This is a genomic window from Pseudomonas sp. 05N434, from assembly GCF_056396965.1.
This window is the reverse complement of sequence record NZ_JBFTMK010000097.1, coordinates 1-11233: the sequence shown is the minus strand read 5'-3', so window position 1 is coordinate 11233 and position 11233 is coordinate 1. Positions and strand designations below refer to the sequence as shown.

At 60.1% G+C, this 11233-nt stretch carries 12 protein-coding genes and 1 pseudogene; 9 read left to right on the top strand and 4 right to left on the bottom strand.

Features of this window, described 5'->3' with window-relative positions; genetic code table 11:
- Positions 1-484 (top strand): MFS transporter (locus AC1DLB_RS09040; protein WP_477784892.1); only part of this gene is annotated, 484 nt, incomplete at its 5' end.
- A gap of 167 nt (positions 485-651) precedes the next feature.
- On the opposite strand, the gene AC1DLB_RS09035 is transcribed toward AC1DLB_RS09040, so the two are convergent.
- Together AC1DLB_RS09035 and AC1DLB_RS09030 are read right to left on the bottom strand one after the other, a co-directional pair.
- Positions 652-2223, bottom strand: coding sequence for a phospholipase D family protein (locus AC1DLB_RS09035; RefSeq protein WP_477784891.1), 1572 nt, complete (start codon positions 2221-2223; stop codon positions 652-654).
- A gap of 56 nt (positions 2224-2279) precedes the next feature.
- A complete protein-coding gene (locus AC1DLB_RS09030) occupies positions 2280-3701 on the bottom strand; it encodes an aminotransferase-like domain-containing protein (protein WP_477784890.1) in 1422 nt (473 codons plus the stop codon).
- 179 nt (positions 3702-3880) lie between these two features.
- Here AC1DLB_RS09030 and AC1DLB_RS09025 point away from each other — a divergent pair, with 179 nt between their 5' ends.
- A complete protein-coding gene (locus AC1DLB_RS09025; protein ID WP_064621101.1) occupies positions 3881-4126 on the top strand; it encodes a DUF1127 domain-containing protein in 246 nt (81 codons plus the stop codon).
- A gap of 51 nt (positions 4127-4177) precedes the next feature.
- Here AC1DLB_RS09025 and AC1DLB_RS09020 read toward each other — a convergent pair whose 3' ends face one another.
- Positions 4178-5491: an NAD(P)/FAD-dependent oxidoreductase gene (locus AC1DLB_RS09020; protein WP_064621100.1), complete on the bottom strand. Its 1314-nt coding sequence runs from the start codon at positions 5489-5491 to the stop codon at positions 4178-4180.
- Between the two features lie 148 nt (positions 5492-5639).
- On the opposite strand from AC1DLB_RS09020, the gene AC1DLB_RS09015 reads away from it, so the two are divergent.
- A complete protein-coding gene (locus AC1DLB_RS09015) occupies positions 5640-5993 on the top strand; it encodes a YkgJ family cysteine cluster protein (protein ID WP_064621370.1) in 354 nt (117 codons plus the stop codon).
- 3 nt (positions 5994-5996) lie between these two features.
- Here AC1DLB_RS09015 and AC1DLB_RS09010 read toward each other — a convergent pair whose 3' ends face one another.
- Positions 5997-6485, bottom strand: a complete 489-nt coding sequence (locus AC1DLB_RS09010) for an Lrp/AsnC ligand binding domain-containing protein (protein WP_003177284.1) — start codon at positions 6483-6485, stop codon at positions 5997-5999.
- Positions 6486-6641: 156 nt separating this feature from the next.
- Here AC1DLB_RS09010 and dadA point away from each other — a divergent pair, with 156 nt between their 5' ends.
- From dadA to AC1DLB_RS08980, 6 genes and pseudogenes are all read left to right on the top strand, one after another.
- A complete protein-coding gene (dadA, locus tag AC1DLB_RS09005; protein WP_064621369.1) occupies positions 6642-7946 on the top strand; it encodes a D-amino acid dehydrogenase in 1305 nt (434 codons plus the stop codon).
- Positions 7918-8271, top strand: a complete 354-nt coding sequence (locus AC1DLB_RS09000; RefSeq protein ID WP_018927502.1) for a RidA family protein — start codon at positions 7918-7920, stop codon at positions 8269-8271. The genes dadA and AC1DLB_RS09000 overlap by 29 nt, the downstream gene beginning before the upstream one ends.
- Before the next feature lie 111 nt (positions 8272-8382).
- Positions 8383-9456, top strand: a complete 1074-nt coding sequence (gene alr / locus AC1DLB_RS08995) for an alanine racemase (protein WP_018927503.1) — start codon at positions 8383-8385, stop codon at positions 9454-9456.
- A 128-nt stretch (positions 9457-9584) separates the two neighbouring features.
- Positions 9585-10133, top strand: coding sequence for a cupin domain-containing protein (locus AC1DLB_RS08990; protein WP_018927504.1), 549 nt, complete (start codon positions 9585-9587; stop codon positions 10131-10133).
- Positions 10134-10303: 170 nt separating this feature from the next.
- A complete protein-coding gene (locus tag AC1DLB_RS08985; RefSeq protein WP_081625748.1) occupies positions 10304-10732 on the top strand; it encodes a c-type cytochrome in 429 nt (142 codons plus the stop codon).
- A gap of 129 nt (positions 10733-10861) precedes the next feature.
- Positions 10862-11233, top strand: a pseudogene (locus tag AC1DLB_RS08980) (acetyl-CoA hydrolase); the annotation flags it as partial.

The following is an 11233-nucleotide window of genomic DNA, read 5'->3' as shown; positions in this document are numbered from 1 at the left end:
GGTCTACTGCCTGCGTCAGGGCTTCACCACGGAAATCGCCCTGGCGATGGTCAGTACGGTGGTGGTGGGGGATGCCTTGCTGCAATTGCCGATTGGTGCGCTGGCTGATCGCTTGTCGCGGCGTACATTGTTTACCGGCTGCGCGATGCTCTTGCTGCTGTCGAGCCTGGCGATTCCATTGCTGATCGATACGTTGCTGATCTGGCCGCTGTGGGTGTTGTTTGGCGCCAGCGCTGGCGGTCTGTTCACCTTGTCGCTGATCCTGATCGGTGAGCGTTATCGCGACGATGCGCTGGTGCGGGCCAATGCCCATATCGCGCAGCTGTGGGGGATCGGTTGCCTGATCGGGCCGTTGGCGGCCGGTGCCGGGAGCCAGTGGGTCAGCGGGCACGCCTTGCCGTTGCTGATGGCGGCGGGCGCGTTGGGGTTGGTGATTCTGGTATCGCGGCAAGGGGCGTTTGGAGTGGTTGCCGAGCCGGCCTGAGCGCTGCACAAAACCTGTGGCGAGGGAGCTTGCTCCCGCTGGGGCGCGCAGCGGCCCTAAATCATGTGCTGTCGCTTACTCAGGTGGAGCGTGGACGTCGATTTGCGACTGCTGCGCAGCCGAGCGGGAGCAAGCTCCCTCGCCACAATTTATCACCAGACTCCTGACTACAGCATTTTCTCCAGGCCAATCGTACTGCTGAACCACGAATTGAAATGCCGCCACCAGCTCCCCGGTTCCTTGGTCAATGTGTGCTGCTTACCGTCGTCTTCGGTGATCCAGACTATCTGACCCTTTTCCAGTCGCGCGTGATAGCTGAGGGCCGGGGCCATACCCTCCAGCGCCAGTTCGCGCACACGCTCGGCAAGTTCCGGGTTGTCCACCAGCACCCCGACTTCGGTGTTCCAGAGCACCGAGCGCGGGTCGAAATTGAATGAGCCGATGAAGGTTTTTTGTCGGTCGAAGATCATGGCCTTGCTGTGCAGGCTGGAATCGGAGCTTTGGTTGGATGATCCTCTGTGAAACAGGCTCGGTCCGCTGCCGCCGTTGTCCCCGGGCTGGCGGCGTAATTCGAACAGCTGCACGCCATGCTCCAGCAAGGCTTTGCGATAAGGCGCATACCCACCATGCACGGCGGGAACATCGGTGGCTTCCAGTGAGTTGGTCAGCAAACTGACCGACACCCCGGCATCGGCGCGACCGGTCAGGTACACCAGTCCCGGTTGGCCGGGTACGACGTAGGCCGAGATCATGATCAGCTCTTTGCTGACCCCGTTGAGTTCAGGCGCCAACTGGGTGGTCAGCAGCAAGTGCGGATCAGGTTCTCCGTCGGACAACACCTTGCTCGGTGCGTCCCATAGCGCCTTGTTCCAGGCCCAGATCAATTCCTGCCGCCAAACGTCCATGCGTGGATGAGTGGTGTAGGTCATCAACTGCAGATAGAGCGCGTGGTTCTGTTTGCGCGTTTCTTCCAGGGATTCGTCCAGGCGGGTCCGGGTATTTCTCAGGTCCCTGGCGCTCGGCCTGCTTGAGAGAAACTGCTCGATCGGCTTGCTCAGGGCGCTGTTCCAGTATTGGTCGAAGCTGTGTCCCAACTGCTCTGCAGCCGGGCCGACACTGAGCATGTCGATGTCGGTGAAATTCAGTTTGGGCTCGGCATCGAAATACTCAYCCCCCAGGTTGCGCCCGCCCACGATTRCCACGCTATTGTCCGCCACCCACAGTTTGTTGTGCATGCGGCGATGTTGCTGCGACAGGTTGAACAGCCGGCCCATGGTACGCGTCACGACGGTGCTGCGGCCCAGGTGCAGCGGGTTGAAGACGCGGATCTGAATCTTCGGATGGACAGCGAGGGTTGCGATGATCTGGTCCAGGCCATCGCTGGTGGTGTCGTCGAGCAGAATCCGCACTCGCACGCCTCGGTCGGCGGCTTTGAGCAGCTCGCTGATCAGTATCCGTGTGCTGATGCCGTCATGGACGATGTAATACTGCAAATCGAGGCTGCTTTGGGCATTTCGAATCAGCTCGGCGCGGGCGGTGAAGGCCTCGGTGCTATCGGATAGCAAGCGGAAGCCCGACTGACCCTGGTGGGGAGCGGCCTGGGCCTGGATCGAGCGGCCGAAAGCAGAGTCGGTCGCCGGCAGGGCCTGGCTCGGTTCGCGAGGGACGTGGAGCGTCGTGCAGCCACCCAGGAACGAGGCGAGTAACAGCAGAGCAAGCAGGGGCTGTCTGATTCTCACGGCGCATATTCCGGATGGTGGCGGATAGCATATGGACGCCGTATCCCGAAGAAAGGTCAGTCGGTTTCCGCCAGCAGTTTGATTGCTGTCGCACCGACCTTGCGCACAGCTTCTTCAATCTGCGGGGTCGTTTTGGCAGCGTAGTTCATCCGCAGGCAATTACGGTATTTGCCCGAGGCGGAAAAGATACTGCCCACGGCAATCTGTACGCCCTGATCATGCAGTGCACGATTGAGTTTCAGGGTGTCGAAGCCCTCCGGCAGCTCAACCCACAGCATGAAGCTGCCTTGCGGACGGCTGGCGCGGGTGCCGGCCGGGAAATRACGGGTGACCCAATCGATCATCGCGTCGCGATTGCGCTGGTATTGCATCCGCATCCGCCGCAAATGCGGTTCGAAGTGCCCGGCCTTGAGAAATTCGGCAATTGCAATCTGTGGTTGCGTCGCGGTGGAGCCGGTGCTGATGTACTTCATGTGCAGCACGCGCTCCAGATACCGGCCCGGCGCGACCCAGCCAATGCGCAGGCCCGGTGCCAGGGTCTTGGAAAAGGAACTGCAGAGCAGGACGCGGCCGTCTTCGTCGAAGGATTTGATCGTGCGCGGGCGGGGGTAGGTGTAGGCCAGTTCGCCATACACATCGTCCTCGATAATCGCCACGTCGAAACGCTGTGCGAGGTTCAACAGCGCACGTTTGCGTGACTCCGGCATGATGTAGCCCAGCGGGTTGTTACAGTTGGGGGTCAACTGTATGGCTTTGATCGGCCATTGCTCCAACGCCAGTTCCAACGCTTCGAGGCTGATGCCGGTGAGCGGGTCGGTGGGGATTTCCAGCGCTTTCATGCCCAGGCCCTTGAGGGTCTGCATGGCGCCGTGAAAGCTTGGCGAATCCACTGCGACGATGTCACCCGGTCCGCAGATGGCGCGGATGCTGGTCGACAGCGCTTCGTGGCAACCGGTAGTGATCACCAGATCGTTGGCGCTCAATTGGCAGCCGGAATCGAGCATCAGGCGGGCGATTTGTTCGCGCAGTTCGAGGGTGCCGCAGATGTTGTCGTAATACAGGCCTCGCATGTCCTGCTGGCGGCTGATACGTGCGAGGTTGCGCAGCAGCGGTTTCATGGTCGGCGAGGTGATGTCCGGCATACCGCGGCCCAACTGCACGACATCCTTGCGCGGCACGGCGCGGATCAGTTCCAGCACCTGATCCCACTGTGAAATATCCACCGGTCGTTGGGCTGGGCGGCCGACCACGGGTAGCTCTGGCAGTTCGCGGCTCACCGGTACGAAATAGCCGGATTTGGGTTTGGGCATCGCCAGGCCTACGTCTTCCAGCACTCGATAGGCCTGTTGCACCGTGCTCAGGCTGACCCCGTGCTCGACACTCAGCGCCCGCACCGAGGGTAGCCGGTCACCGGGGCGATAGAAGCCCTGTTCGATACGTGTGCCGAGCAACTCGGCGAGGTTGACGTAAAGGGTCATGGTGCAGTCTCGATGTGGGTGATTCGGTTAACCAATACAGATGGGGCAAAAATAAGCGATTCAGAGGCTGGAACAGAAAAACTGTATGGAATTAATACTGCCCTGTTGAATCTGTAATGCTTTTTGCCGTCCGCGCATCATGAAAGCTCTGGCTACCCAAGTAAACAGGAGCGACGAAAATGAACGGCTTGAGCGATGTGCGGCTGACGTTACACAGTCAGGAACTGGCGGCAGGGCAACAGAACGGCGCGCGCGAGGCAATTATGTGCAACGCACCGTCCTGCCTGGGGCGCTGGGGTCTGTTCTGGCATCGTCTGCACACGCGTAAGGCGTTGTTGGAGCTGACGCCGGAGCAACTCAAGGATGTCGGGTTGAGTCGGGAGCAGGCGCGGGAGGAGGGGCTTAAACCTTTCTGGCATCTGTGAGATGAACCGCGATCCCTTGCAGGTGCAGCCTTCGGCAGCTCCTGCAAGGGTTCAGGCCAGTTCTTTAAGACGATGCCAAAGCATTCCCAACGCCAACAACGGCGAGCGCAAATGTTTGCCGCCTGGAAAGGTAATGTGCGGCACCTTGGCAAACAGATCGAAACCACCACTGTGCTGGCCGCTGATGGCCTCAGCCAACAACTTGCCTGCCAGGTGCGTGGCGTTTACGCCATGACCAGAATAGGCCTGGGCGTAATACACATTCGGTTGCTCCTTGAGCCGGCCGATCTGCGGCAGGCGATTAGCCCCGATGCCGATCATCCCGCCCCACTGATAGTCGATTTTCACCCCGGCCAGTTGCGGGAACACCGCCAGCATCTTCGGACGCATGTATGCGGCGATGTCTTTCGGATCGCGTCCTGAATAATGGCAGGCGCCGCCGAACAGCAGGCGGCGGTCCGCCGAGAGTCGGTAATAATCCAGCGCTACCCGTTGATCGCAGACCGCCATGTTCTGCGGCAGCAGCGCGTGAGCCTGCTCTTCACTCAAGGGTTCGGTGGCGATGATGTAACTGCCGGCGGGCAGCACCTTGCCGCCAAGTTGCGGGTTGAGATCGTTGAGGTAGGCGTTGCAGCCCAGCACCAGGGTCTTGGCGCGGACCGAGCCCCGGGCGGTGTGGACCTTGACCTCGCGGCCATAATCGATGCGGGTTACAGCCGATTGCTCAAACAGTTTGGCGCCCAATTGCCGGGCTGCGGCCGCTTCGCCCAGTGCCAGGTTCAGTGGGTGCAGATGCCCGGAGCCCATGTCGATCAAACCACCGACATAGCGATCGGAACCCACCACGCTGTGCATTTCGTTGGCTTGCAGCAGACGGGTTTCGTAACGGTAACCGAGCCTGCGCAGCTCGCTGGCGTCTTCAGCGAAGCCTTCCAGGTCATGGGCCTTGTTGGCGAGGTCGCAGTAGCCCCAGGTCAGGTCGCAAGCGATCTGAAAGCGCTCGATTCGCTGTCGGACGATTTCCACCGCTTCCAGTCCCATCAGTTTCATCTGACGCACGCCGTCTGCGCCGATCACGTTGGTGAACTGATCGAGGCCATGGCCGACGCCGCGAATCAATTGCCCGCCATTACGTCCGCTGGCGCCCCAACCGATCTTGTGCGCTTCAAGGAGCACCACGCGCAAGCCTCGTTCAGCCAGTTCCAGCGCGGTGTTCAGCCCCGAGAACCCGCCGCCCACCACGCACACGTCTGCAACCAGCTCACCTGTGAGTGTTGGAAGGTCGGGTTGCGGCAGGCTGCTGGCGGCGTAATAAGAGGCGACGTGCCGGTGGTTAGGGGCAGGTTGCTGAACGGGGGCGTTCATGGACGTCATCCTGATGCGTGTGTTTGAAAAAGTTGACGGAGCATAAGCCGCCCCTTCGGATACGGGCAACATTGGTCGGTTGGCGCTGTCTGGATTGGGGCTTTTGCGTCAGAATCCCGGTCTATTCCGCATTCGGGTCACCGCTTCGATGAGCTGCAACAGTCAGAAAATTCGCGCGCTGCGCCAGCAGATTCCCACCTTCGAGTGCGTGCCCGGCTGCCATGATTGCTGTGGGCCGGTCACCACCTCGCCCGAAGAAATGTCCCGCCTGCCGCGCAAGACCCGGGCCGAGCAGGACGCGGCGATGGACGAACTCAATTGCGTCCATCTGGGGCCCAACGGCTGCACGGTGTATGACGAGCGCCCATTGATCTGCCGTCTGTTCGGTACCACCAAGACATTGCCATGCCCCAATGGACGGCGGCCAGTGGAGCTGATTCACCCGCGGGTCGAGAAGCAGATCCACGAATACATGGCCAGTACCCGGCAGGTGTTGGTGTAGGGCTCAATCCGGAATCGGCAGACTCAAACTCTCTTTCACTTCTTCCATCACGATATAGCTCTTGGATTCGCGCACATGCGGCAACTTGAGCAGGATGTCGCCCAGCAATTTGCGGTACGAGGCCATTTCGGAAATCCGCGCTTTCACCAGGTAATCGAAGTCCCCTGACACCAAATGGCATTCAAGTACGTGGGGCAGTTTCAGCACCGCGCGTCGGAACTCTTCGAAAGTATCGCCGGATTTGTAGTCGAGACTGATCTCGACGAACACCAACAGACTACCCTTCAGGTGCTGCGGATTCAGCCGGGCGTTGTAGCCCATGATGATCCCTTCGCGCTCCAGGCGCCGTACCCGTTCAGTGCAGGGGGTGGTGGAGAGGCCGACCTTTTCCCCCAGTTCGGTGAAGGAGATACGCCCGTCCGCTTGCAGAATCCGCAGGATGTTGCGGTCGATCTTGTCCAGCTCACGTTTGGTCTGAGTGTTGGTCCGCATAGGGGATGCGCCTCCGTGAAAAGGGTTTTTGCCGAGAATTGTCGCCAAATATAAGCACTTATATAGTGAAAAACACTGGCTAATCTTTTTTAAACTGCCCACATCTTCGGTCTGCACAATAAACGTCAGCGGTAAGCCGCGATGAGGGATATGAAAATGCGCGTTCTGGTCTTGGGTAGCGGCGTCATCGGTACCGCCAGTGCCTATTATCTGGCACGAGCCGGCTTTGAAGTGACGGTCGTGGACCGTCAGCCAGCGCCGGCCATGGAAACCAGTTTCGCCAACGCCGGGCAGGTTTCGCCGGGTTATGCCTCACCGTGGGCCGCACCGGGCGTGCCGCTCAAAGCCATCAAGTGGCTGTTGCAGCGTCACGCGCCATTGGCGATCAAGGCCACTGCCAATATCGACCAATACCTGTGGATGGCGCAGATGCTGCGCAACTGCACCGCCAGCCGTTACGCGGTGAACAAAGAGCGCATGGTGCGTCTGTCCGAGTACAGCCGCGACTGCCTCGACGAATTGCGCGCCGAAACCGGCATTGCCTACGAAGGCCGTAGCCTGGGGACTACCCAGCTGTTCCGCACCCAGGCGCAGCTCGATGGCGCCGCCAAAGACATCGCCGTGCTGAAAGAGTCCGGTGTGCCGTTCGAACTGCTCGACCGTGCCGGCATTGCCCGGGTCGAACCGGCCCTGGCCAGCGTCACCGACATCCTCGCCGGTGCCTTGCGCCTGCCGAACGACCAGACCGGCGACTGCCAGATATTCACCACCCGCCTGGCCGAAATGGCCGTGAAACTGGGTGTGGAGTTCCGTTTCGGCCAGGACATCCAGCGCCTCGACTTCGCCGGTGATCGCATCAACGGTGTGTGGATCGATGGCAAGCTGGAAACCGCCGACCGTTACGTGCTGGCCCTCGGCAGTTACTCGCCGCAGTTGCTCAAGCCGCTGGGCATCAAGGCCCCGGTGTACCCACTCAAGGGTTACTCGCTGACCGTGCCGATCACTAACCCGGCGATGGCCCCGACGTCGACCATTCTCGATGAGACCTACAAGGTCGCGATCACCCGCTTCGACAACCGCATCCGCGTCGGCGGCATGGCTGAAATCGCCGGTTTTGACCTGTCGTTGAACCCGCGCCGGCGCGAAACCCTGGAGATGATCGTCAACGACCTTTATCCTCAGGGCGGCAATCTGCCCGAAGCGAGTTTCTGGACTGGCCTGCGTCCGACCACTCCGGACGGCACGCCGATTGTCGGTGCCACACCGTTCAAAAACCTGTTCTTGAATACGGGCCACGGTACGCTCGGCTGGACCATGGCTTGTGGGTCCGGTCGTTTGCTGGCTGACCTGATGGCCAAGAGAACGCCGCAGATCAGCGCCGAAGGCCTCGATATTTCCCGTTATGGCAACACACTTAAGGAGCCTGCAAAACATGTCAATCCAGCGCCAGCTCACCAATGAGCGCATGAGCCAGATCGTTGTCCATAACGGTACTGTGTATCTGGCAGGACAGGTCGGCGACGACATGAGCGCCGGGATTGAACAGCAGACCCGTGAAGCCCTCGCCAACATCGAGCGTTTGCTGGATCTGGCCGGGACGGACAAGAACCGTCTGCTGTCGGTGACCATTTACCTGAAAGACATCGACGCGCACTTCGCAGGCATGAATTCGGTGTGGGACCAGTGGCTGCCAAAAGGCGTCGCGCCGGCCCGTGCCACGGTCGAATCGAAGCTGTGCGAACCGCAAATCCTGGTCGAGCTGTCGGTCGTTGCCGCGCTGCCATAAACGCTCTGCCATAAATCAAGTCACAAAGATCCCTCTCCCGGCGCTGTTGGTGGTTCACGCTGTCAGCCAGCGCCGGTTTTTTTCCCAATGACCGACTAGAAGTCTGCCGCCATGCGTCCTGCCCGTGCCCTGATCGACCTTCAAGCCCTGCGTCACAACTACCGGATTGCCCGTGAAGTCACGGGTGCCCGTGCCCTCGCGGTGATCAAGGCCGATGCCTATGGCCATGGCGCGGTACGTTGCGCCCAGGCGCTGGAAGCCGAGGCGGACGGCTTTGCCGTGGCGTGTATCGAAGAGGCCCTGGAGCTGCGCGCCGCTGGTATTCGTGCGCCGGTGTTGCTGCTGGAAGGTTTTTTCGAAGCCGATGAGTTGGCGCTGATCGTCGAGCATGACTTCTGGTGTGTGGTGCATTCGTTGTGGCAACTCGAAGCCATCGAAAAAGCCACGCTGAGCAAACCGATTACGGTGTGGCTCAAGCTCGACTCCGGCATGCATCGGGTTGGCCTGCATCCAGCGGATTACCAGGCAGCCTATCAACGGCTGCTGGCCAGCGGCCAAGTGGCGAAGATCGTGTTGATGAGTCACTTCGCCCGCGCCGATGAACTGCACTGCCACGCCAGCGTCGATCAGGTCGCGGTATTCGAAGCGGCGCGTAAGGGTTTGGCGGCCGAAATCAGCCTGCGTAACTCGCCGGCGGTGCTTGGTTGGCCGCAGATTCCGAGCGATTGGGTGCGCCCGGGCATCATGCTCTACGGCGCGACGCCGTTCGAAGAGGCCAATGCCGTGGCGTCTCGCCTGCAACCGGTGATGACCCTGGAATCGAAGGTGATTTGCGTGCGTGAACTGCCGGCCGGCGAGCCGATTGGTTACGGCGCGAAATTCGTCACCCCCAAGCCGATGCGTGTGGGTGTGGTGGCGATGGGGTATGCCGATGGTTATCCGCGTCAGGCTCCGAGCGGCACGCCGGTGCTGGTGGCCGGGCAGCGCAGTCAATTGCTGGGGCGGGTATCGATGGACATGCTCTGCGTCGACCTGACCGACGTGCCGCAAGCCGGCCTCGGTTCGCCCGTCGAGCTATGGGGTAAAAATATCCTCGCCAGTGATGTCGCGACAGCCGCCGACACGATTCCTTATCAGATCTTCTGCAACCTGCGTCGGGTTCCGCTGCTCTATTCCGGGGCCTGACAAACAGCGCTCCCGACCGAAAGTCGCTTCGCCAGGCTGGATTCAGGCGCAAGTGTTGTAAATACTGAACGCTGTCGCCATGATAACGCTCAATATTCTTGCAACCTGAATCCCTGGAGGCTCCAGCATTGGACGTCGGTGAACGACTGCAATCGATCCGTAAGCTCAAAGGTCTTTCCCAGCGTGAGCTCGCCAAACGCGCGGGTGTTACCAACAGCACCATATCGATGATCGAGAAGAACAGCGTCAGCCCCTCGATCAGTTCGCTGAGGAAGGTACTGGGCGGGATTCCCATGTCCATGGTCGAGTTCTTTTCCGAAGAAATCCTGCAGGAAAAGCCGACTCAGATCGTCTACAAGGCCCACGAGCTGATCGATATTTCCGATGGCGCAGTGACCATGAAGCTCGTCGGTCGGGCTCACCCGAGCCGGGCTATCGCGTTCCTCAACGAAATCTACCCGCCAGGCGCCGACACCGGCGAGGAGATGCTCACCCACGAGGGCGAGGAAACCGGGATCCTGGTGGAGGGTCGGCTGGAACTGGTGGTAGGGCTCGAAACATTTGTGCTCGAGGCCGGCGACAGCTACTACTTTGAAAGTACCAAGCCGCACCGTTTCCGGAATCCGTTCGATGCCCCGGCGCGACTAATCAGCGCAGCCACTCCAGCGAATTTCTAAGAGGCACGGCGTCGTGCCCGGATTGCGCAGACGCCCATGCTGTATTCCCGCCTTGTGATAAGACCCCTTCGACTTTGGGGTTGTTTCAGTGTGGCGGGCTTACCGCTATACTTGCGCCCGCCTGCGAACCGTGGCCGCAGGCGTGACTAGCCACCATTGAGGGTGTACGCGTGAACCTAATTATGAAAATGCTGGCCGCACCAGCAACCGTATTGGCCCTTTGGGCAGTCAGCGCACAAGCTGCGACCAACGACGATATCGCTAAACGTCTTGAACCAGTCGGCCAAGTCTGTGTGCAGGGTAAAGAATGCAAGGGGATGGAAGTCGCTGCTTCGGTTGGCGGCGGTGCGTCCAAAACGCCTGACGAAATTATTGCCAAACACTGCAATGCTTGCCATGGCACCGGCCTGTTGGGCGCACCGAAGATCGGTGATGCCGCAGACTGGAAAAAACGTGCCGATAAAGAAGGCGGCACCGCTGCTGGCTTGGCGAAGGTAGCGTTGAGCGGGCTCAATGCGATGCCACCAAAAGGCACATGCAGTGACTGCGAACTGAAAGACCTTGAAGGCGCCATCCAGAAGATGTCTGGCCTGAAATAAGCCTGTTTTCAACGAAAAGCCGCTTGCGAGCGGCTTTTTTGTGCCTGCGATTTGCCTGAGGCTATTCTTTGCAGCAAAGACCCGGCAAGCTCGGTTCAACCCAATTCATGGGTTGGGCGGGAGGATCAGATGGTGCAGTTGTGTTCTATCGAGCAGGCGGTCGATGACGTTCTGGCACGGTTGCCGGCGCATATCCATATGGGCCTGCCGCTGGGGCTGGGCAAACCCAACCACTTCGTCAACGCGCTGTATCAACGCATTGCGCAACTGCCCGAGCGGCAGCTGACGGTCTACACCGCCCTGTGTCTCGGTCGTCCGCCCTTGGGTGATGGCTTGCAAAAGCGCTTCCTCGAACCCTTCATCGAGCGGGTGTTCGGCGATTACCCGGAACTGGATTTCCTCGCCGACCTGCATCGCGACAGCCTGCCGAACAACATCCACATTCATCAGTTTTTCATGCAACCGGGCAGCCTGCTGAACAGCGCCCCGGCCCAGCAGGAT

Bases quoted from the DNA above. Each gene is read 5' to 3' on its own strand.
- AC1DLB_RS09025 (WP_064621101.1), top strand. From the start codon at position 3,881: ATGAACGGCTTGAGCGATGTGCGGCTGACGTTACACAGTCAGGAACTG.
- AC1DLB_RS09020 (WP_064621100.1), bottom strand. From the start codon at position 5,491: ATGAACGCCCCCGTTCAGCAACCTGCCCCTAACCACCGGCACGTCGCC.
- AC1DLB_RS09015 (WP_064621370.1), top strand. From the start codon at position 5,640: ATGAGCTGCAACAGTCAGAAAATTCGCGCGCTGCGCCAGCAGATTCCC.
- AC1DLB_RS09010 (WP_003177284.1), bottom strand. From the start codon at position 6,485: ATGCGGACCAACACTCAGACCAAACGTGAGCTGGACAAGATCGACCGC.
- dadA (WP_064621369.1), top strand. From the start codon at position 6,642: ATGCGCGTTCTGGTCTTGGGTAGCGGCGTCATCGGTACCGCCAGTGCC.
- AC1DLB_RS09000 (WP_018927502.1), top strand. From the start codon at position 7,918: ATGTCAATCCAGCGCCAGCTCACCAATGAGCGCATGAGCCAGATCGTT.
- alr (WP_018927503.1), top strand. From the start codon at position 8,383: ATGCGTCCTGCCCGTGCCCTGATCGACCTTCAAGCCCTGCGTCACAAC.